Below are 22268 nucleotides of genomic sequence, written 5' to 3' on the forward strand. Positions count from 1 at the left end.
CGACTTCCGAACTCAATGGTGGTTGGCCGCTTTGTAGCCCAAGGCGGAAGATATTGCGGTGGCGGTGTTCTGCAGTTTGGGTAGCCAGTTCTCATCCAGCCGATCCGCCGGCGCGGAAATCGACAGGCCGGCGATCAGCCGGCTTTGGTCATCGTAGATACCTACGGCCATACAGCGCACACCCAATTCCAGCTCTTCGTTGTCCCGCGCCACGCCGTATTGGCGGGTTTTAGACAGCTCGCGCTCCAGCAACGCCAAGTCGGTCAGGCTGTTCTTGGTTTGGCCGCTCAAACCGGTGCGCATGGCATAAGCCCGCACCCGCTGCGGGTCGTCCACCGACAGAAACAGCTTGCCCACAGACGTCAGATGCAGCGGGGCGCGTCCGCCAATCGCCCGCACCACCTGCATGCCCGAGCGTTCGCTAAAGGCTCGTTCCACATACACGATTTCATCGCCCTGGCGCAGGCTGAGGTTGACGGGTTGCTGCGTCAGCCGGTGCAGCTCGCGCATAGGGGCCAAAGCTGCATCGCGCACACTCAGGCGGCCTTTGACCAGGTTGCCCAGCTCCAGCAAACGCATGCCCAGGCGGTAGCTGCCCGGCTCTGGCCGGTCCACAAAGCGGCCGGTGGCTAGGTCGTTGAGGATGCGGTGGGTGGTAGAGGGGTGTAGGCCGGTCTTCTCGCTGATTTCCTTAAGCGACATGGCTTCTTCGCGCGAGGCCAGTACATCGATCAGGGCGAACATGCGTTCGATGACCTGGACGGTGGGCGTAACGGGAATATTGGGATCAGACGCTTTCATGGGCAGTTCTCGAAAAGAGGTGCTGCATCTTACCTTGTGAAATTCAACATTGCATGATGTGAAATCATGTGCGTGACACAACTGCTCTGGCAACCGGGCTTTTACGGCTGGCCCGTGCTCCAGACCCCATTGCGTAGCACCTCGTGGGGCATGAAGCGGGCCTTGTAGAGCATCTTCGGGCTTTGGTCGATCCAGTAGCCCAGGTAGACATAGGGCAGGTTCAGCTGCCGAGCTTGGGCTATCTGCCACAGCACGTTGTAGGTGCCATAGCTGGCGCGCTCTTCCGGTTCATAGAAGGTATAGACCGCCGACAGACCATCGTCGAGCACGTCCAGGATGGACACCATTTTCAGAGCGCCGGGCGTGCCATCGTCCTGCAGTGCACGGAACTCCACCAGACGCGAATTGACCCGGCTTTGCAGCAGAAACTGGGTGTACTGGTCGATGCTGTCCTGGTCCATACCACCACCGGCGTGGCGGCCGTTCTGGTAGCGCAGGTACAGCTGGTAATGCTCATGTACAAAGCCGAGGTTCAGCACCCGCGCCTGCAAACCGCTGTGCTGGTTGAGGGCGCGCTGCTGGCTGCGGCTGGGCTTGAAATCGTTGGCCAACACCCGCAGCGGTACACAAGCCTGGCAACCATCGCAGTAAGGGCGGTAGGTGAATAGTCCGCTACGCCGGAAGCCGGTACGTACCAGTTCCGAGTAGGTATCGCTTTGGATCAGGTGGCTGGGCGTGGCTACCTGCGACCGTGCTTGCCGGTCGGGCAGGTAGCTGCAAGGGTAGGGCGCTGTGGCGTAAAACTGCAGCGTTTGCAGGGGCAGATCGTTGAGGTGTGTCACGCGGAGTCGGGTGGTTGTGCCGTCAATGCGTTCCAGTATACGGGTTCAAATTGCCAGACTGGGCTGGGCTTTGCGGCGTTCACGGCAACCTGTGCACAGAAGGCCGCACGGGGTATTTCACGGGCTCCCAGCGAGGCCAGATGGGAGGTGTTCTGCTGGCAGTCGATGAGCGGAATGCCGTGCACGCGGCAGAAGCTGACCAGCGCCGCCAAGGCGATCTTGGAAGCATCGGGCACCCGGGTGAACATGGATTCGCCAAACACTGCCTGGCCCAGGGCGACGCAATACAAGCCGCCCACCAGCTCGCCGTCTATCCAGGTTTCCACGCTGTGCGCGGCGCCGGACTGGTGCAACGCCTGGTAGGCCTGCACCATGTCTTCCACGATCCAGGTGCCGGACTGGCCGGGGCGCGGGCTGCTGGAACAGGCGCGGATGACTTCGGCGAACGCGCTATCAAAACGGATCTCGCAGCTTGCGGAATCTTGGAACTTAGCTATGACTTTACGCAGCGAGCGGTGCAGTCTGAAGTGGGCCGTCTGCAGCACCATGCGCGGATCGGTGCTCCACCACAATATCGGCTGGCCGTTGCTGAACCAAGGAAAAATGCCGTTTTGGTAGGCGCGCCGCAGGCTGTCTACGTCCAGCGCACCGCCAGCCGCCAACAAACCCGGTGCCGGCGCCGATGCGCCCCAGGCCTGGCTAACCGGAGGGAAGTCTTCTCCTGGTGCGAGCCAGGTCACCGGCTTTTCCATGGCGGGCTTGAGCGGCGACATGCAATGATTTATGGGTGTTTAGGGTGCCAGGCGCTCACGGTTCCAGCGTGAGCCGCTATCTAATGTATAGCGAAGCCGATCGTGCAAGCGGCTTTTGCGTCCTTGCCAGAACTGCCAGTTGTCCGGCTGCAGGCGGTAACCGCCCCAATGCGGTGGCCGGGGCGGGTTGAGCATGAACTTGGCCCCGTACTTGGCGGCATTGGCCACCAGCACGGAACGGCCGGAAATCACCTGCGACTGCGGCGAGGCCCAGGCACCGATGCGCGAATCCAGGGGGCGGCTGTGGAAATAGGCGTCGCTTTCCGCATCGCTGACCTTGCTGACCCGGCCTTCGATGCGCACCACGCGCTCCAGCTCGACCCAATGGAACTGCAGCGCTGCAAACGGGTTGCCCGCCAGTTCCAGTCCTTTACGGCTTTCATAGTTGGTGTACCAGACGAGGCCGTGTTCGTCATAGCCCTTGACCAGCACGATACGGGTGGACGGGCGCAAGTCGCTGCCCACTGTGGCCAGGGTCATGGCGTTGGGCTCGGGCACCTGGGCGGAGATGGCTTCGTTCAGCCACTGGTCAAACTGCTTGAGCGGGTCGGCGTGGGACGCGTCTTCGTTGAGTTCGGCGCGCTCGTAGCTTTTGCGCAGATCGGCAAGCTGGGTATTGGTAAGGCTCATGCCCTAGATTGTGCCGCTGAACCCGACGGCATTGCGCCGCCGGGTGTATCCCGCCCAAGGCCTGGCGAGGCCAGACCTTGCGGGATCAGAAGAAGCCCAGCTTGTTCGGGCTGTAGCTGACCAGCAGGTTCTTGGTCTGCTGGTATTGGTCCAGCATCATCTTGTGGGTTTCGCGGCCGATGCCCGATTCCTTGTAGCCGCCGAAGGTCGCGTGGGCTGGGTAGGCGTGGTAGCAGTTGGTCCAGACCCGGCCCGCCTTGATGCCCCGGCCCATGCGGTAGGCCACGCTGCCGTCGCGGCTCCAGACGCCGGCACCCAGGCCGTAAGGTGTGTCGTTGGCCAGCGCCAGGGCCTCGGCCTCGTCCTTGAAGGTGGTCACCGCCAGCACCGGGCCAAAGATTTCTTCCTGGAAGATGCGCATCTTGTTGTGGCCCTTGAACAGCGTGGGCTGCACGTAGTAGCCGCCGGCCAGGTCGCCCGGCAGGCTGGCGCGCTGACCACCCGCCAGCAACTCGGCCCCTTCGTTGACCCCGATGTCCATGTAGGACATGATTTTGTCCAGTTGGATTTGCGAGGACTGCGCACCCATCATCGAGTCGGTATCCAGCGGGCTGCCTTGCTTGATCTGTTGCACGCGGGCCAGTACCCGGGCCATGAACTTGTCGTAGATCGACTCATGGATAAGCGCGCGCGACGGGCAGGTGCAGACCTCGCCCTGGTTGAAGGCAAACAGCACCAGGCCTTCGATGGCTTTGTCAAAGAACGCGTCGTCGGCGTCGGCAATGTCGGCAAAGAAGATATTGGGCGACTTGCCGCCCAGTTCCAGCGTGGCGGGAATCAAGTTGGTCGCCGCAGCCTGGGCAATGCTGCGGCCTGTGGCGGTGGAGCCGGTGAATGCGATCTTGGCGATCCGTTTGCTGGTGGCCAGGGCCTTGCCGGCATCGCGGCCGTAGCCGTTGACGATGTTCAGTACGCCGGGCGGCAGCAGGTCGGCGATCAGCTCCATCATCACCAGGATGCTGATCGGGGTGGATTCGGCGGGTTTCAGCACCACGCAGTTGCCGGCGGCAATCGCGGGCGCCAGCTTCCAGGCCGCCATCAGCAGCGGGAAGTTCCAGGGAATGATCAGACCCACCACGCCCAGCGGCTCGTGGAAATGGTAGGCCACGGTGGTTTCGTCCAGCTGGCTCAGCGCGCCTTCCTGGGCCCGCAGGCAGCCGGCGAAGTAGCGGAAATGGTCTACCGCCAGCGGGATGTCGGCGTTCAGGGTTTCGCGGATCGGCTTGCCGTTGTCTACGGTGTCGGCATAGGCCAGCAGTTCCAGGTTCTTTTCCAGGCGATCGGCGATTTTAAGCAGCACATTCGATCGGTCGGCGGCGGCGGTGGCGCCCCAGCCATCGGCGGCCGCATGGGCGGCATCGAGTGCCAGTTCGATATCTTCCGTGCCCGAGCAGGCGGCCTGGGTATAGACCTTGCCGGTGATCGGTGTGATCACGTCGAAATACTCGCCTTTGACCGGGGCCACCCAGCGGCCACCGATGAAGTTGTCATAGCGGCTCTTGAATTGCACGGGGGCATTGGCGCTGCCGGGGTTCGGATAAAGCATGAAAGTCTCCTGTAGGTATGGTTGCACTGCATGTTGGTGCGCTATAGCTACTGCACGCCGCATGCCATAGGAGGTCTGCAGCCGAACTACGTCTTTTCTGGTCGAAAGACGGGGTTTCCAAGGTCTGCGGGTGTTCTGTTGTCAGCAAGCTGTGGGACAGTTGTCCCAGAATGGAACAGATGGCGGCGCACTTGTGCTGAACCGCTTGGCAGTGCTACGCCCGCGCACTACATTCCAGAGCCAGATGACTGCCCCGGCATGTACCGGTGGCGGCAAGGAGACAACAGCATGCATTCCGGAACCCCTCCCGCCAGAACCACCAGCGTGGCTTTGCGCCAGGCACGCCGCCAATTGCTCGACCAGGGCGATGTCGCCCCCGGCCTGCTGGACGAGCGCCTGGCCCGTTCCTGGGGCCGCAGCCTGGACTTCGGCCTGCAAGCCAGCGGGCGCACGCCAGGTGCTCCGCATGCCTCGACTGCGCAACTGGCCCGGGCCCTGGAGCAGCAGCGCGAGCTGGTCGCCCATGCGCGGCCGGTGATGGAGTTTGTGTTTGAGCAAACCCGTGACAGCGACTGCATGGTGGTCCTGGCCGACAGCGGCGGCATGCTGCTGCACACCCTGGGCGACGCGGAGTTTCTGGACCGCGCCAGCCGCGTGGCGCTGCGGCCCGGTGCCACCTGGCACGAGCAATACCGGGGCACGAATGCCATCGGCACTGCCATGGCCGAACAGGCACCGGTGGTGGTCCACGCCAGCGAACACTATCTGGAGCGCAATTCCTTTCTGACCTGTGCAGCTGCGCCCATCCACGACCCTGCGGGGCGTCTGCTCGGCGCACTCGATATTTCCGGCGACCACCGTGGCTACCACCCGCATACGCTGGGGCTGGCCCGGTCGGCCGCCCGGATGATTGAGCACAAGCTGTTTGAAACCCGGCATGCAGGCCAGCTGCGTCTGCGCTTCCACAGCCAAATGGAAGGCATTGGTACGGTGACCGAATGCCTGCTGGCGGTGTCCCCCGAGGGCTGGGTGCTGGGTGCCAATACGGCTGCGCTGCAGTGGCTGGGCCTGGGGCGTGACAGCATAGGCCGTGTGCAGCTGGAAGCTGTTTGGCCTCTCGCGCATGCGCTGGTGCAGCAGCCCGGGCCGGCGGCGGTGCGTCCGCTGTTCGGGCCGCGCGGCGGGCAGGTGTGGCTGCGGGTGGACTTTGGCCGCAGCCGCCCAGCGCCGCTGCCGCGTGCGTTGGAGATGGCTGAGCCGGCGCCGGCAGATGCCTTGTCGGCGCTGGACACCGGCGATGCCACGTTTCGGGCTGCGCTGGACAAGGCCCGCCGGGTCGTGGGTAAGCCGATTGCGCTGCTGCTGCAGGGCGAGTCGGGCGTGGGCAAAGAGGTTTTTGCCCGTGCCGTGCATGCTGCCGGGCCGCGCCGCGACGGGCCATTTGTGGCGGTGAACTGCGCTGCCTTGCCAGAATCGCTGATCGAGGCCGAGTTGTTCGGCTACAGCCCCGGTGCCTTTACCGGCGCCCGGCGTGAAGGCTCCCCAGGGCGTTTGCGCGAAGCCCAGGGCGGCACCCTGCTGCTGGACGAAGTGGGTGATATGCCGATGGCCTTCCAGGCCCGCTTGCTGCGCGTGCTGCAAGAGCGGCAGGTGCAGCCTTTGGGTGGCGGCAAGTCGGTAGCGCTGGATTTCTGCCTGGTTTGCGCGACGCACCGGCAGCTGCGCGAGGAAATGCAGGCAGGGCGCTTCCGCGAAGACTTGTATTACCGTATCAACGGCTTGACCTTGCTATTGCCGCCGCTGCGCGAACGCAGCGACCAAGGTGCCTTGATCGGCCGCCTGCTGGGCACGCTCGCGCCAGGCCAGGCCCTGCAGCTGGCGCCCGAGCTGGTAACCGCGTTCCTGCATTTCAGCTGGCCAGGAAACCTGCGCCAACTGGCTAATGTGCTGCGTACCGCTTGCGCCTTGCTGGATGAGGGTGAAACCACCATCGACTGGCAGCACCTGCCCGACGATCTGGCGCAAGACCTGCGCGAGAAGGCTGCGCCGACAGACCCGGGGATGGATGGGCCGTTGCGCGCGCAATCGGTGCGCACCATGGAACGCGTGCTGCAGCAATGCAATGGCAACGTGTCCGAGGCGGCGCGCCAGCTGGGGGTCAGCCGTAACACCCTGTACCGCAAACTGGGTGCTTCGGCGGCCAGATAGACCCTTTCGTACCCTACTGGTAACTCCTAGCCTGCACACCCCTGCGGTTCGGGAGTACCATCGAGGTTGTAATTTAGTTACCAAAATACTATGAAACTCCACCCCACGGTAGCGGCGGTCACAGACCGCATTCGTGCGCGTAGCGGGCCTACCCGCAGCGCTTATCTGGAACGTCTGGATGCCGCCGCCCAGCGCAAGCCCGGGGCTGAGCGCATGGGCTGCGCCAACGTCGCCCACGCTTTTGCCGGTATGCCGGTCAATGACAAGCTCAAGGTCGTGGCCGAGAAGGCACTGAACATCGGCATCGTCACCGCCTACAACGACATGCTGTCGGCCCATACGCCGATGCAAACCTACCCCGACCTGATCAAGGCCGAGGCCCGCCGCCATGGCGCTACCGCCCAGGTGGCCGGCGGCGTACCCGCAATGTGCGACGGCGTGACCCAGGGCACGCCGGGCATGGAGCTCAGTCTGTTCAGCCGCGATGTGATCGCCATGGCCACCGCTGTAGCCCTGAGCCACGACATGTTCGATGCCGCGCTGATGCTCGGCGTGTGCGACAAGATCGTGCCCGGCCTGTTGATCGGTGCGCTCCATTTTGGCCATTTGCCGACTGTGTTCGTGCCCGCCGGACCTATGCCTTCAGGCCTGTCGAACAACGCCAAATCCAAGGTGCGCGAACAGGCGGCCCAAGGTCTGGTGGGCCGTTCCGAGCTGCTGCAGGCCGAGTCGGCCGCCTACCACGCACCCGGTACCTGTACCTTTTACGGCACGGCTAACAGCAACCAGATGTTGCTTGAAGCCATGGGCCTGCACGTGCCCGGCACGGCCTTCGTGGCTCCCGGCGGCACGCTGCGCGACGAACTCACCCGCGAAGCGGCACGCACGGTGCTGGCCGATGTCAAAGCCAAACGCTATGCGCCCATCGGCCATGTGGTGGACGAGCGCTGCATCGTCAATGCCATGGTCGCCTTGCTGGCCACCGGCGGCTCGACCAACCACCTGATCCACTGGGTAGCGGTGGCCGCCTCGGCCGGGATCGTGATCGACTGGGACGATTTCAGCGCCTTGTCCGACGTGGTGCCCACGCTGTCGCATGTATACCCGAACGGCAGCGCCGATGTGAACCAGTTCCAGGCTGCTGGCGGCCCGGGCTTCATCATCCGCGAACTGCTGGACGCCGGTTTCATGCACGAAGACGTGCTGACCGTGCGCCCGGGTGGACTGCGCGAATACACGGCCGAGCCGGCCCTGGTCGGCGAGGCTTTGCAATGGAATACGGTGCTGGAATCCAAGGACGACACCATCGTGCGCCCGGCCTCCAATCCGTTCAGCCCTACCGGTGGTCTGAAGCTGTTGCAAGGCAACCTGGGCCGCAGCGTGATCAAGGCTTCGGCCGTACCCGACGACCGCCACATCATCGAAGCCCCGATCCGTCTGTTTGATTCGCAAGAAGCGCTGCACGTGGCCTTTAATGCGGGTGAACTGAACCGCGACGTGGTCTGCGTAGTGCGCTGGCAAGGCCCGCAGGCCAACGGCATGCCCGAGCTGCACAAGCTGACACCGCCATTGGCTGTGTTGCAAGGCAAGGGCTACCGTGTGGCGCTGGTCACCGATGGCCGCATGAGCGGCGCCTCCGGCAAAGTGCCGGCCGCCATCCACGTGTCTCCCGAGGCCCTGGCCGGTGGCCCGCTGGCCAAGCTGCTGGATGGCGACGTGGTGCGGCTGGATGCTGTGGCGGGCACCTTGCAAGCACTGGTGCCGGATGCGGAATGGGCTGCTCGCCCCTTGGCCACCATGCCCGACGAATTGCGTCTGTCCAACGCCCACGGCATGGGCCGTGAACTATTTTCAGGCATGCGACGCAATGCCTTTACTGCAGAACAAGGAGCACTCACATGGATGTGAAAAACACGACAGGCCGTTGGACGGCCTTGCAGGTCATGCAAGACGCGCCGGTGATCCCGGTCATCGTCCTGAACGACGTGGCCCATGCCGTGCCGCTGGCGCGCGCGTTGGTCGCCGGTGGTATCCGCATGCTGGAAGTGACGCTGCGCACGCCGCAGGCGCTGGAGTGCATTGAGCGCATCGCCAAGGAGGTGCCCGAAGCCGTAATCGGCGCGGGCACCATCCGCAGCGCTGCCGATGCCCAGGCCTCCGTCAAGGCCGGTGCGCTGTTTGGCGTCAGCCCCGGCTATACCCGCAATGTGGGCCAGGCCTGCCGCGATCTCGGCCTGCCGCTGTTGCCAGGTGTCGCCACCGGCAGCGAAGTGATGATGGCGCAGGAAGATGGCTTTACCGAGCTCAAGTTCTTCCCAGCTATGCAAGCAGGCGGTCCGGCCATGCTGAAGGCCTGGAGCGGCCCGTTCTTTGACGTGAAGTTTTGCCCCACCGGCGGCGTGACCTTGCAGAATGCGCCCGAATTTCTGGCCTTGCCGAACGTGGTCTGCGTGGGCGGCTCCTGGATCGTGCCTACGGATGCAATGAAGTCCGGCGACTGGGGCCGCATCACCCAGCTGTGCCTGGATACCGTGGCCCTCAAGAAGAAGCCCGCGTAATCCGCCTGCAGCCTGGAAAAAGCGCCTTCGAGGCGCTTTTTTTAGACCGAAAACGGCGCTTGTGCCAGGAACTTGCCGGTGCGTCCCAGCGTGAACAGATTCGGCGATTGGCTGCTGGGCAGGCCGGCCCGCACCTTGGCGTGGAACTGGCCGTAGTTGCCCACAAACTTGCCCAGGTTCCAGGCCTTGAGCACCTGTTCGGTAAATGCTCCGTTGTGGTCGCCGTCCATGGAGGTCTGGTTGTCCTGGCAGCCCGAGATCAGGATCACCGAAGCCTTGATCTTGGCGACCACGGCTGACAAGTGGCCACTTGCCGCTACCTGGGCCAGCGCGGTGTCGGGGTCGACCAGCGGTGCGCCCACGGCCTTGGCAACGTCTTTTTGCAGCCTGTCGTAGAAAGCCTGGTGCTCGCGGTAGACGCGCATGGCGACCGGCACGGGCATGGCGCGTTCGCGCGGGGTGCTGGGCATCGCTTTGGTGACCGAGCCGCTGTGGCAGCTGTCGGACAGCACCAGAATGCGTACGCCAGCGGCAAACTTGCTCAGCTCCAGGTACAGCTCGTCGTCTATCAGTTGGCCGTCGTACAGGCACCAGGTTTCGTCCTTGCCGTCGGGTTCGTCGCCATTGATGTCGGTGACCTGGCCGCCATGGCCGGAGTAGGTCAGAAAGAACAGATCCCCGGCCCGCAGCGCCTTGGCCGCAGCCCGCAGGGCCGCCAAGGTCCTAGAGCGCGTGCCGCGCTTGGTCAGCAAGACCGTGGGCTTCATGCCCCGGGATTTGGCCAGCGCCTCCATGTCGTTGGCATCAAACTCACAGGCCGCCAGCGGCCCGGACCAGCCCGAGTAGGCCGCACTGCTGACGGCGTTCAGGCCGATGTGCAGCGACAGCGCTTTGGCAGCGACGGTGGGTGTGGGTTTTGGGCTGGCCATGGTGTCCCCTCAACGGTTGGTGGAGGGGCATATTCCGCCCGGCGGACCGCCTGTGTCAAGCGCGGCCCACTATCGTGGCCCTGCAGGGAGGAACGCTATGGCTTCAGAGCCCGGTGCCAGCCGCAAACTCGGCGCGTTGGATCAGCTCGATCTTGTAGCCGTCGGGGTCGGTCACAAATGCAATCACGGTCGTGCCGCCTTTGACTGGGCCGGCTTCCCGCGTGACCTGGCCGCCGGCGGCCTTGATCTTTTCGCAGGCCGCGTAGGCATCGGGTACGCCCAGGGCGATGTGGCCGTAGGCCGTGCCCAGCTCGTAGCTGTCGACGCCGTGGTTGTAGGTCAGCTCCAGCTCGGCATGGTCGGGATTGGTGCCGTAGCCTACAAACGCCAGGGTGTACTTGTACTCGGGGTTTTCCGAAGTGCGCAGCAATTGCATGCCCAGCACCTGGGTGTAGAAGTCGATGGAGCGCTGCAGATTGCCGACGCGCAGCATGGTGTGGAGGAGTCGCATGGTGGGTGTTTTTAGGAGGTGTTCGGGAGCCTGATTGTGCGGGAAAGCTAGCGCGCCTGGACCTCAAACACCAGGCAGGTGGTGGTGGCATGGGCATACAGTTTGCCGTCCGGGCCGACGATGCGCGCCTCGGCCGTGGCCAGCTGGCGGCCCGAGTGCAGTACGTTGGCGATGGCGCGCAACGGGCCGGTCTGGTGCGAGGCCGCGCGCACGATGTTCACCCCCAGTTCGGCCGTGGTGTAGCTGCGGCCCACGGGCAGGGTGCTTTGCACCGCGCAGCCCAGGGCCGAGTCGAGCAGGGTCGCATACCAGCCGCCGTGCACCGAACCCAACGGGTTGTAGTGCTTGAGCTGGGGCGTGCTCTGGAAGGTGGCGCTGCCGAAGCTGGCTTCGATCAGCGCAAAGTCCAGGGTGTCGGCGATGTGCGGATAGGGCAGGGCGCCGGACAACATGGCCTGCAGGATCTCCAACCCGGTCTTGCCTGCAACCTGGTCGGGGCGGGCCAAGCCGGCCTGGCCGCCGCCGGCGCGCATGATGGTGAGTACCGCGTCGCACTGGGCATTCCATTGGGCGGCAATTACTTCGCTTGTCATGGTTTTCCTATCAAAAGTGGCTTTGGCGCATATCTTATTTGCGCAAGCAGCTATAAAAATTATAGTAAATAAAAAAGGCGCATGCCGGATGACATGCGCCTTTGGGATGGAGTTCTAAAGACTCTCTATTTGATAGCGCCTACCGCTGGTGCAGCATGCGCTAGAGTCCTAAAACACCATAAATTTTGAGCAGTTTATCGGCCGAAAGAGCCGCGTGAGCCGCCGGGGCCACGGGAGCCGCCACCGCCACCACCGTTGCCACGGCCGCCGCCGAAACCGCCGCCATTGCCACCACCGTAGCCGCCGCCACCACCACCGCCGTTGCGGTTGCCGCCGCCGAAGCCACCACGGCGACCGCGGTCGACCATGCTGTCTACGCTGGTACGCATCGGGTCAGGCTGGCCGCCCTGGGTTGCGCGGGGGGCCGGTGCTTGGCCGCCCATGGACGCCGAGCGGGTGTGGTCGGGCTGAGCGCCGCCATAGCCGCCTTGACCGCCACCCTGGCCACCGCCATAACCACCACCGTTACCGCCGTAACCGCCGCCATTGCCACCACCGTAGCCGCCGCCACCGGTGCGGGCACCACCGCCGCCGCCTGGACGGCCACCACGGCCACCCTGCGGTGGACGTGCGCCTTGGGGGCGCGGCGCCATGCCGTCGCCCTGGGGTGGGCGGGGGCCGCTGCGGGGTGCATTGCGGGCACCGCCATTGCCACCACCGTGGCCACGGCCTGCGCCATCGCCATTTCCATTTCCATTTCCATTTCCATTTCCATTCGCGCCCTTGTTTTCACGCACGCGCTGCAGCATTTCGGTACGTGCAGCCTTGGCTGCGGCTTGCATTACATCGCGGCTTGGCGGTTTGCCAGCGCCGCCCCAGATGGTCTGGCGACCCATGGCGATGGGCTCGGCGCGTTCGCCGGATTCGGGCATAAAGCCTTCGATCACTTGCACGGCAATTTCTTGCTTGGTGAAGCGCTCGATGTCTTGCATGAAGCCTTCTTCGTCCAGGCACACCAGATTCACGGCAGCGCCTTCGGCACCTGCGCGGCCGGTACGGCCAATGCGGTGCACATAGTCTTCGCAGACGTTCGGGATTTCGTAGTTCACGACGTGGGGCAGGTCGTCAATGTCGATACCGCGGGCCGCGATGTCGGTGGCCACCAGGGCACGCACATCGCCGCTCTTGAAGCCTTGCAGCGCCTGGGTACGGGCCGACTGGCTCTTGTTGCCGTGCAGCGCCATCGCAGTGATGCCGTTCTTTTCCAGGAATTCGGCCACGTTGTTGGCGCCGAACTTGGTGCGGGTGAACACCAGCACCTGGCTCCAGTTGTGTTCCTGGATGATGTGGGCCAGCAAGGCCTTCTTCTTGCCGCGGCCCACCGGGTGGATCACCTGGGTGATGCGCTGCACGGTGGTGTTGCGCGGCGTGACCTGCACGCTTTGCGGGTTCTTTAGCAGGGTGGCTGCCAGGTCGCGGATTTCATCGCTGAAGGTGGCAGAGAACAGCAGGCTTTGCTTGTCCTTGGGCACGGCGGCCAGCACCTTCTTCACGTCGTGGATGAAGCCCATGTCGAGCATGCGGTCGGCTTCGTCCAGCACCAGAATTTGCACTTGGCCCAGGTCCAGCATGCCTTGCTGCATCAGGTCCAGCAGGCGGCCGGGGGTGGCAACCAGAATGTCCACGCCCTTTTTGACCTTGGTGATTTGCGGGTTCATGCCCACGCCGCCAAAGACGACGGTGGAAGTCAGTTCCAGGTATTTGCCGTAGGTTTGCACCGATTCTTCAACCTGGGCGGCGAGTTCACGGGTGGGGGTCAGCACCAGGGCGCGGATGCCCTTGCCGCCGAATTTGTTTTGCGCGGGAGCGCTTTCGCTCAGACGCTGCAGCAGGGGCAGGGTGAACGCTGCGGTTTTGCCGGTGCCGGTTTGCGCGCCGCCCAGCAGATCGTGCCCAGCCAAGACGACCGGGATGGCCTGTGCTTGGATTGGTGTGGGCTCGGTATAGCCTTGCTCTTGCACGGCCTTCAGAATGGCCGGGGCCAGATTCAGTTCTTCAAAGTTCATTTTGTTGCGCCCGTCCTGGGCGCTTGGAAGCCTGGCCTATCGCCCGCGTTGTGAAACGGGCACCAATCAAAGGCAGACATTTTTTAAAAATGGACGCAAAACAAGAGGGTTTATCTTGGTTTTGGCCCCCAGCGAAGTGCTGGCGTTGCAGCCAATTGGAATGCCGCAACCTGTGGATTGTCGCATGCTGGGATAATCGGCGTTCGCCCGACTAGTTTCGGCAGATTTTTTGTCAGCAACTTCACCCTCAAAAAAGATGGCCCAGTACGTATTTACCATGAACCGCGTCGGCAAGATCGTGCCGCCCAAGCGCCACATTCTCAAAGACATTTCGCTCAGCTTCTTCCCGGGCGCCAAGATCGGCGTGCTGGGTACCAACGGCTCCGGCAAGTCCACCTTGCTGAAGATCATGGCCGGCCTGGACAAGGAAATCGAAGGTGAAGCCATTCCCATGGCCGGCCTGAACATCGGCTACCTGCCGCAGGAACCCAAGCTGGACCCAACCCAGACGGTGCGCGAAAGCGTCGAAGCCGGCATGGGCAAGGTATTTGCCGCCAAGGCCCGCCTGGAAGAGGTCTACACCGCCTACGGCGAAGAAGATGCCGACTTTGACGCGCTGGCAGCCGAACAGGCCGAGCTGGAAGCCATCATCGCCACCGCCGGCACCGATTCCGAGCACCAACTGGAAATCGCCGCCGACGCACTGCGCCTGCCGCCATGGGACGCCAACATCGGCGTGCTGTCCGGTGGTGAGAAGCGCCGCGTGGCGCTGTGCCGCCTGCTGTTGTCCAAGCCCGACATGCTGCTGCTCGATGAACCCACCAATCACTTGGACGCCGAATCGGTGGACTGGCTGGAGCAGTTCCTGCAGCGCTATTCGGGCACCGTGGTGGCCATTACCCATGACCGCTACTTCCTGGACAACGCCGCTGAGTGGATTCTGGAACTGGACCGTGGCTCCGGCATCCCGTACAAGGGCAATTACTCGGACTGGCTGACGCAAAAGGGCGCCCGCCTGGAAGCCGAGCAAAAGGGCGAAGAAGCCCGCGCCAAGGCCTTGAAGAAGGAATTGGAATGGTCCCGCCAGAACCCCAAGGCGCGCCAGGCCAAGAGCAAGGCCCGTCTGGCCCGCTTTGAAGAACTGAGCGACTTCGAATACCAAAAGCGCAACGAAACCAACGAAATCTTCATCCCTGTGGCCGACCGCCTGGGCCATGAAGTGATCGAGTTCGTCAACGTCACCAAGTCCTTTGGCGACCGCGTGCTGATCGACGACCTGAGCTTCAAGATCCCAGCCGGCGCCATCGTCGGCATCATCGGCCCCAACGGCGCCGGTAAATCGACGCTGTTCAAGCTGATCGCTGGCAAAGAGCTGCCTGATTCGGGCACCGTCAAGATCGGCCAGACCGTCAAGATGGCCTTCGTTGACCAGCACCGTGACGACTTGTCGAACGAAAAGACGGTATGGGAAGACGTGTCCGGCGGACTCGACATCCTGAATGTCGGCAAGTTCCAGATGGCCAGCCGCGCCTACTGTGGCCGCTTCAACTTCAACGGAGCCGACCAGCAGAAGAAGGTGGGCATGTTGTCCGGTGGGGAGCGTGGTCGCTTGCATCTGGCCAAGACGCTGATTGCCGGCGGCAACGTGCTGATGCTCGATGAACCGTCGAACGACCTGGACGTGGAAACCCTGCGCGCGCTGGAAGACGCGCTGTTGGAATTCGCCGGCACCATGCTGGTGATCAGCCATGACCGCTGGTTCCTGGACCGTATTGCCACCCACATCCTGGCCGCCGAAGGCGACAGCCAGTGGACCTTCTTCGACGGCAACTACCAAGAGTACGAAGCCGACAAGAAGAAGCGCCTGGGCGAAGAGGGTGCCAAGCCCAAGCGCATGCGCTACAAGGCTTTGAAGTAATCTTCAAGCTCAGATTGCTGCTCCGCAATGGCTACTGAAGCGCAGGCATCTGCCGCGGACAAAGCGGTCTATTCGGTCCCTTACCGGGATGCACTCGCGCAGGCGGCGGCCAGCGGTAAGCCCATCATGAGCAAGGTGGTGCACCGGCTACTGGCGTTCTCGGAGGCCCAGCAATTAAAGCTGAGCGACCTGCAGGCGCGAGAGCATGTCGATGCGTCGGTGAAGCTCTTGCGGCAGCACCGCCAGGTTCTGTGTGAGCAGTTTCCTGGCGCGCTGCTGTCTGCTTTTGCGAAATCTTTCCAGGCGACGACGATAGATACGCGGGTGTCCGCCAAGGTCCATTTCGACCAATTGGAGCTGATGGCGCTGGACCAGGTGCAGGAAAGCATTGTGCTGGCGCGTACCCAGCAGGTGATCGTGCTGGCAGTGGATGCCGCCTTGGTGCAGCTCAACACCTATATTTGTGCGGCGCTCGGCCTGCCTTCGGTGCGGCCGGAATGCAATCCATTGCGGCCAGAGATTTTTTTGCAGGCCATGCAGGACGTGATTACGGCTTGCGGTGTGCCCAGTGCCATCCGGCTGGACTGGCTGCAACACTCGGCTGAGTTGCTGGGGCATGAGCTTTCTGCGCTGTATGCATCCCTGATACAGCAACTGCGTGCGGATGGCGTTCTGGCGGTGGGTTTTGCGGTGGCGCGCGGTCCCGGCGAGCAATCCTCTTCCTCTACGGCGTCGTCAGAAGCCGCCGCGCAAGGCACCTCCGCACCGCGCAAGCGCGGAGCGTTGCAAAGCCAGGTGGTGCTGACTCTGGATAAGCTCAACCAGCTTCTGGCGGGGGATTTTGAGGAGACTTCGGTACCCCAGGTACAAAATCTGTTGCGCAATAGCTTTGGCGACAGTCTCGGGGATACGCAGCCGCTGGGTGTGCCGCAGTTGGCGTTGCAACATTCTCGCCACGGCCATGACATCGGACAGGAAGTGGTCCGCCTCATGGTGGATAACATCGTCAACGATGACCGCCTGCTGGGGCCGGTGCAGCAGATCGTGCGGACTTTAGAGCCCACGCTGTTGCGGCTGGCAGCGGTGGACCCCCGGTTTTTAAGCGACCGGCAGCATCCGGCCCGACTGCTGTTGGAGAAAATCACCCAGCTCAGCCAAGGCTACCAAAGCGTTGCGGCTCCGGGCTTTAGCAGCTTCAACACGGTGTTGCATAAATCGGTGGCGCCCTTGGTCGAGCCTGGTGTTGACATCGATTCGGCCGCAGCCCCATTTGACCGCGCCCTGGATGTTCTTCAGACGCCGAGCAAAGAAGAGGTGCAGCAGCGGCAGCGCGCCATGGAGGCTTTGCAAACTGCCGAACAGCGCAATTTGCTGGCCCAGAAAATTGCCAAGGAGCTAGCAGCCAACCCCGAGGTGCAAAAGGCGGTACCGGTGGTTTCCGAGTTTTTATGCGGGCCCTGGGCGCAGGTGGCCGCCCATGTGCAGCTGACCGATAAATCCGGTGCAAGCGACCCAGGAAAGGTGCAGACCACCGTGGATGCGTTGCTGTGGAGTGCGCAGCCGGAGCTGACACGCAAGAATGTAGGCAAGCTGACCCGCCTGGTGCCCAAGCTGCTGACCAAGCTGCGCGAAGGATTGGCCTTGATCCAGTACCCGCAGGAGCAGACAGAGGCTTTTTTTGAATCCCTGTTTGGCCTGCACCAGCAAGCTTTGAAACCCTTGGCGGCCAGGCTGCTGGTCGCTCCTGCGCAGAAGGCTGCCGACGAAGAGCCTGTCGCTGAGTCCTGGGTGGCACCCCTGGAGGCCGCGGCTACCGGGTTCATGCAGGATCTGCCGAATGCTGCGGCAAAGCCAGAGGCGGCGCCCGTCGCGGAAGGGCCCTCGCATTCCCCCGAGCAAGCCATGCCCATTGGGACCTGGGCAGAACTGTTGCTCAATGGGCAATGGGTTCGAACACAGCTGACCTGGGCCACGCCACACGGCAGCATGTTCTTGTTTACCGACGCCAGCGGCGGCTGCCAGTCCATGACCAAGCGTTCGCGCGATAAACGTTTGCTGGATGGCAGCATGCGCATAGTGCAGACCCAGACGGTGGTCGACGACGCACTGGATGCAGTGGCCCAGACCGCCATGCGCAACAGCATCGATGCGATTCTGAAAACCAGTACCGACAATATTCTGATCTAGCCAGCACCCTTGCGGGCGGCTAGCCAAGGATTGGCACCTTGTCGGTGGCGGCTCAGCTTGCTGCTGCGGGCCCTGGTTCTTTAGGCCAATTCGCCAGCAGGCGCTTGCGCACCGCATAGATGTTGTTGCGCAGCGCGTAGAGCTCGTCGGTGTACGACAAGGGCACGGCAATGCCGTGGGTCACGCGGTCGAGTTCATCGATTTCGTCCAGCAGCGCATCGCGGTCGCCGGTGCGGGCGTCGACCTTGGTCTCGATCTCGCGCAGGCGTGCATACCAGCGGAACACGCGGCTGCGCACCCGGAACTGGTACAGCGGCGGCACGATCTTGGAGAGCGGCAGCATCAGCACCACCAGGCCGCCGAGCACCAGCCACATGCGTTCGATCAGGTTGCTGGCCCAGAAGGGCAGGTAGCGCTGCCAGAACGGCGGCGTGCCGTTGATGGCGCGGTCACCTTCGGGGCTGACAGGCAACTCGCTGGTCCGAGTGTTCGGAAAGTCGCGTGCACGGTTGAACCAGCCCGCTCCGCTGTGCACGGTCTGCGCGCTCTGGGCGAACAGCTGGCGCAGGGCAGGATGGGTCTGGTCGCTGGCCACCAACGATGTGGTCGCCGCCAGCATGGCTACGTCGTGCGGCGGCATGTCGGCGGCCAAGTCGACCACGCCGCGCGGCAGCGTGACGGCCGAGAGGAAGGCAAAGCGCCTGGCATACGCGTCGCTTTGGCCGAAGTCCATCAGCTGGATACCGCGGGCGCGCAGCAGGCGCTGCACCAGCGGAGACTGGGGTGCCGAGGCCAGCACGACCACGTCAACCTTGCCCGCCAGCAGTGCCTCTACCGCTGGCGCTGGCTCCAGGTTCGATAGCCGCAGCGTACGGGCCTCGATGTGGTTGGCCTTGAACATCTTCTCCATGATGTCGGGCACTCCGCTGCCTTGCTTGTCGATGTTGATGCGCAGGCTTTTGAGCTGCGGCAGCGCCGTCAGTGCGGCAGTATTCGGCTCGATCTTGCGCGCCGCGTCGCTGCGGTAGAACAGCCATAGCGGTTCATAAAACAGGCTGCCTAACGACATCAGGCCGGCTTCTTCGTCGGCCACCGGGTCAGCGCTGCCGCCGCGCACAAAGCCTATGTCGGCTTCGCCATTGCGCAGCATCTGCAGGTTGTCGGCCGCACCATCGGTGGTTTTGAGCACCACCTCGATGCCATTCGCCTTGAGCGCGCTGGCGTAGCGTTTGCCGAACTCGGCATAGGCGCTGCCTGCGGGGCCTGTGGCCAGTGTGACGGTTTTCGGCGGCTGCGGGTCCAGGTACCAGTAGGCTGCAGCCAGTGCGCCGATCACAATGAAAACCACCGGTCCGGCGGAAACGATCAGGTCGCGCAGCGACAGCAGAATCAGCTTGAGTGTCTTGGGCATCGAAAGTAAATATCAGAAAAGACTGGTGGCCGCGCCCATGGCGCCAGCCCGTGGAGATGGCAGCAGCCCGTCCTCGAAGGCCTGCAACGGCATGGGCCGGCCAAACAGATAGCCCTGGTAGGCATCGCAGCCGGCCAGTGCCAAAAACTCCTGGTGTGAAGCGGTCTCTACCCCTTCGGCGATCACCGCCAGGCCCAGGCTGTGGCCCAGGGCAATCACCGTGCGGGCAATCGCTGCATCATTCGGGTCGGTCAGCAAATCCTGCACAAACGACTGGTCGATCTTCAATTGCTCCAGCGGCAGGCGCTTCAGGTAGGACAGCGAAGAATAGCCGGTGCCAAAGTCGTCCAGCGAGAAGCCCACGCCGCGCATCTTCAGTGCATGCATTTTGGCGATGGTGTCTTCCACATCGTTGACCAGCAGGCTTTCGGTCAGCTCCAGCTTCAGCAAATGGGCTGGCGCACCGGTTTCCTGCAGCACCTGCAGCACCGACTCGGCAAACTCCGGCTGGCGGAACTGGCGGGCGCTGACGTTCACCGCCAGCGTCAGATGCCGCGTGTGGTCTTGCTGGCTCCACAGCCGCAGCTGGGTACAGGCGGCTTGCAGCACCCAATGGCCTAGCGGGATGATCAGGCCCGTGTCTTCCGCCAGGTGGATGAATTCATTCGGCGGCACCATACCGCGCTGCGGATGCGGCCAGCGCAACAAGGCTTCGGCACCGACCGTGCGGCCCCGTCCGTCGACCTGCACCTGGTAGTACAGCTGGAACTGCTGCTGCGCCAGACCGCGGCGTATATCGGCCTCCAGTGCCACCCGGGCGTTCACCACGGCCTGCATCTGGGGGTCGTAGAAGCGCAGGGTATTGCGGCCGGCAGACTTGGCCTGGTACATGGCCAGATCGGCCTGTTTCAGCAAGTCGTCAATGCTGTCCTGCGGGCCCTGGTACAGGGTGATGCCGATGCTGGCCGACAGCTCATGCTGGTGCGTGGCCAGGCTATAGGGGCGGGTGATGGCATCGCGCACCTTCTCGCCTACCGCCTCGGCGTGGGCGGCCGCAGCCTCGCGGCTGCTGCCCAGCTGGGCCAGCAAGACCACGAACTCGTCGCCGCCCAGGCGGGCCACGGTGTCGGCGGCGCGCACGCACTCGGTCAGGCGGGTGGCCACCTGTTGCAGCAGCAAATCGCCCATGTCATGGCCCAGGGTGTCGTTCAGTGCCTTGAAGTTGTCCAGGTCGATGAACTGCAGCGCGCCGAAATGGCCGTTGCGGCCGTGCTGGGTCAGGGCGTGGCGCAGCCGGTCCAGCAGCAGGCGGCGGTTCGGTAGATGGGTCAGCGGGTCGTAGAAGGCCAACTGGTTGATTTCTTCCTCGGCGGCCTTGCGCTGGGTGATGTCGTTGAAGGTGTTGACGTAGTGCGTGACCTCGCCATGGCCGTTGCGCACCGCGGTGGTGGTGCGCGCGTCGGGGTAGATCTCGCCGTTCTTGCGCCGGTTCCAGACTTCGCCGCGCCAGGTGCCGGTGGCCTCCACGCTGTCCCACATGGCCTGGTAGAAGGTGCGCGCATGGCGGCCCGAGTTCAGCATGTTCAGGCTTTGCCCCACGGCCTCCGCCTGGCTGTAGCCGGTGATCTGGGTAAAGGCCGGGTTGCAGCGCAGTATCAGCCGTTGTGCATTGGTGATGGCCATACCGTCCTGGGCATTGAAGGCGGTGGCGGCAATCCGCAAGTCGAGTTCGGCTTCCATGCGCTGGGTGATATTGCGTGCCAGCATGATGAAGCGCGGCTCGGCCTCGCCGGGGATGTCCTTGCGCGCTACCGAGATTTCAAACCATTGCTGTTGCTGCGCAAAAGGCAGCTCGAACTGCGCGCCTTCCGAATGTCCGGTCTGCCGGGCTTCTTCCAGCGCGGCAGTGACCACGCTGGCAGCGCTGGCCGGCAGGATGTCGGTCGCCTTGTTGCCTAGCAGCTCCTTCAGCTGGATGTCCGCCTGCATCGACGGTGGCAGGCGGCAGTCATGTACCGTGCTGTCCAGTCCTAGCTCAAACAGCAGGTCGGGAATCGCGTCTAGCGTGGCTTCCAGCTTGTTCTGGGTGGCGTAGATTTCGCGCGTGCGCTCGGCGACCTGGGCTTCCAGATCGTGCTCTTGCCGCTTCAGCTGCAATAGCAGCTGGGCTGCCCAGGCCAGCAAGGTGCTGAACAGCAGGCCGAGGGCGATTTTCAGGCCCAGCCCGGCGGGGTCGCCCCAGCCATGGAGGGGGGCGGCGCTGAAGGTCCAGCGGCCATTGGGGACCACTACATCGCGGTTCACCGGGCTTATCAACGATTTGGAGCCGGATGTGGCAATCGTCTGCCGCTGCTGGGTATCGGGCACGGTGCGCCATAGCTCGTAGGCAATGCCTTGGTCTATAAGCTGGTCGAGGCCGCTGCCCGCCAAGGCCCCGGGGAACTTGATCACCACGTACACAAAGCCCCAGAACTGCCGGTCTTTTTCAGGCGAAGTCACGCCGGGCACATCAGACAAATACACCGGCAGCCGGCCCACCACCCCCAGGCCGCCCTGCACCAGGTTCAATGGCCCAGCCAGAGTCAGCTTGCCGGTTTCCATGGCCAGCCGGGCTTCCTTGCCCTGTACCGGGTCTTTCAGCTGGTTGAAGCCTATCGAGCGTTCGTTGCCGGCCAAGGGCACGACCTGGCGGATGATGCCGCCGGGCGACAGGCCCAGGATGGACACGCCGGGGTAGGAGCGCAGCATTTCGCTGGCCACGCCTTCGAAGTTGGAGAACTCGCCACCCGCCTGGTGCACCATGGCCGACAGCGCGTAGGTGCTGGACAAGGCCCGCTCTATCGTCGCCTGGATGGCATAGGCGCGGTCAGATACCAGGCGGTCGATACGTGCGCGTTCGCCTTGTTCGCGGCGCTGTTCCATGTTCCAGATCAGCAGCCCGGCAGCCACGGCGGTAACCACAAAAACGGCGCAGCCGATCAGCCGGATGTGGACGGCACGCAGGATGCGGAGAGGGGGCCTGGTACTCATCGGGGTGCGCCTCTAGGGGGCCTGTAGCGGCTTCAGTGTGTTTCAACTTGTTGCATTGGACGCCGACTATAAGGCCTGCGCCCCATGGCCTCTCATGCAACACACAGCACAGAGAGTACCCCTGGCTGTGGCGGGCCAGGGATAGGTCTTCTTTATATAGCGCCAG

16 protein-coding genes are annotated in these 22268 nt (G+C 63.4%); 5 read left to right on the plus strand and 11 right to left on the minus strand.

Features of this window, described 5'->3' with window-relative positions:
* Positions 1 to 12: 12 nt before the first annotated feature.
* The 5 genes from BLT66_RS00145 to BLT66_RS00165 form a co-directional block, all read right to left on the minus strand.
* Positions 13 to 801 (minus strand): IclR family transcriptional regulator, encoded by a 789-nt coding sequence (locus BLT66_RS00145; protein WP_092754153.1) that lies wholly within the window; start codon positions 799 to 801, stop codon positions 13 to 15.
* Positions 802 to 902: 101 nt separating this feature from the next.
* Positions 903 to 1643, minus strand: coding sequence for an arginyltransferase (locus BLT66_RS00150; protein ID WP_092754156.1), 741 nt, complete (start codon positions 1641 to 1643; stop codon positions 903 to 905).
* Positions 1640 to 2416 carry a leucyl/phenylalanyl-tRNA--protein transferase gene (aat, locus tag BLT66_RS00155; RefSeq protein ID WP_255406700.1) on the minus strand — a complete coding sequence of 259 codons (777 nt, stop codon included), beginning with the start codon at positions 2414 to 2416 and terminating at the stop codon, positions 1640 to 1642. Before aat ends, BLT66_RS00150 begins: the two co-directional genes overlap by 4 nt.
* A gap of 18 nt (positions 2417 to 2434) precedes the next feature.
* Entirely contained in the window at positions 2435 to 3085 is a 651-nt protein-coding gene (gene pdxH, locus BLT66_RS00160) for a pyridoxamine 5'-phosphate oxidase (protein WP_092754159.1), read from the minus strand.
* An 85-nt stretch (positions 3086 to 3170) separates the two neighbouring features.
* The gene (locus tag BLT66_RS00165; protein WP_092754163.1) at positions 3171 to 4691 is read right to left on the minus strand and encodes an acetaldehyde dehydrogenase ExaC; all 1521 of its coding nucleotides are present in this window, start codon (positions 4689 to 4691) and stop codon (positions 3171 to 3173) included.
* A 288-nt stretch (positions 4692 to 4979) separates the two neighbouring features.
* On the opposite strand from BLT66_RS00165, the gene BLT66_RS00170 reads away from it, so the two are divergent.
* From BLT66_RS00170 to BLT66_RS00180, 3 genes are all read left to right on the plus strand, one after another.
* Positions 4980 to 6899, plus strand: coding sequence for a sigma-54-dependent Fis family transcriptional regulator (locus tag BLT66_RS00170; RefSeq protein ID WP_092754166.1), 1920 nt, complete (start codon positions 4980 to 4982; stop codon positions 6897 to 6899).
* Between the two features lie 90 nt (positions 6900 to 6989).
* Positions 6990 to 8807, plus strand: coding sequence for a phosphogluconate dehydratase (gene edd, locus BLT66_RS00175; protein WP_092754169.1), 1818 nt, complete (start codon positions 6990 to 6992; stop codon positions 8805 to 8807).
* A complete protein-coding gene (locus BLT66_RS00180) occupies positions 8798 to 9457 on the plus strand; it encodes a bifunctional 4-hydroxy-2-oxoglutarate aldolase/2-dehydro-3-deoxy-phosphogluconate aldolase (protein ID WP_092754172.1) in 660 nt (219 codons plus the stop codon). Before edd ends, BLT66_RS00180 begins: the two co-directional genes overlap by 10 nt.
* A gap of 41 nt (positions 9458 to 9498) precedes the next feature.
* On the opposite strand, the gene BLT66_RS00185 is transcribed toward BLT66_RS00180, so the two are convergent.
* From BLT66_RS00185 to BLT66_RS00200, 4 genes are all read right to left on the minus strand, one after another.
* Positions 9499 to 10386: a caspase family protein gene (locus BLT66_RS00185; protein ID WP_092754175.1), complete on the minus strand. Its 888-nt coding sequence runs from the start codon at positions 10384 to 10386 to the stop codon at positions 9499 to 9501.
* Positions 10387 to 10489: 103 nt separating this feature from the next.
* Complete coding sequence (gene gloA / locus BLT66_RS00190; protein ID WP_092754178.1) at positions 10490 to 10897, minus strand: lactoylglutathione lyase; 408 nt, start codon at positions 10895 to 10897, stop codon at positions 10490 to 10492.
* A 47-nt stretch (positions 10898 to 10944) separates the two neighbouring features.
* Positions 10945 to 11490: a PaaI family thioesterase gene (locus BLT66_RS00195; protein WP_092754181.1), complete on the minus strand. Its 546-nt coding sequence runs from the start codon at positions 11488 to 11490 to the stop codon at positions 10945 to 10947.
* Positions 11491 to 11684: 194 nt separating this feature from the next.
* Positions 11685 to 13556 (minus strand): DEAD/DEAH box helicase, encoded by a 1872-nt coding sequence (locus BLT66_RS00200; protein WP_092754184.1) that lies wholly within the window; start codon positions 13554 to 13556, stop codon positions 11685 to 11687.
* Positions 13557 to 13812: 256 nt separating this feature from the next.
* On the opposite strand from BLT66_RS00200, the gene ettA reads away from it, so the two are divergent.
* Positions 13813 to 15474 (plus strand): energy-dependent translational throttle protein EttA, encoded by a 1662-nt coding sequence (gene ettA / locus BLT66_RS00205; RefSeq protein ID WP_092754187.1) that lies wholly within the window; start codon positions 13813 to 13815, stop codon positions 15472 to 15474.
* Positions 15475 to 15501: 27 nt separating this feature from the next.
* Entirely contained in the window at positions 15502 to 17661 is a 2160-nt protein-coding gene (locus BLT66_RS00210; protein WP_092754190.1) for a DUF1631 family protein, read from the plus strand.
* Between the two features lie 52 nt (positions 17662 to 17713).
* Here the strand turns inward: BLT66_RS00210 and BLT66_RS00215 are convergent, their stop codons facing one another.
* Positions 17714 to 19072, minus strand: a complete 1359-nt coding sequence (locus BLT66_RS00215) for a TAXI family TRAP transporter solute-binding subunit (protein WP_092754193.1) — start codon at positions 19070 to 19072, stop codon at positions 17714 to 17716.
* Positions 19073 to 19084: 12 nt separating this feature from the next.
* On the minus strand, positions 19085 to 22102 hold the full coding sequence (locus tag BLT66_RS00220) for a bifunctional diguanylate cyclase/phosphodiesterase (RefSeq protein WP_092754196.1): 3018 nt from the start codon (positions 22100 to 22102) through the stop codon (positions 19085 to 19087).
* Positions 22103 to 22268 lie beyond the last annotated feature (166 nt).

The organism is Rhodoferax sp. OV413 (assembly GCF_900104385.1).
Classification (GTDB): Bacteria; Pseudomonadota; Gammaproteobacteria; order Burkholderiales; family Burkholderiaceae_C; genus Rhodoferax_B.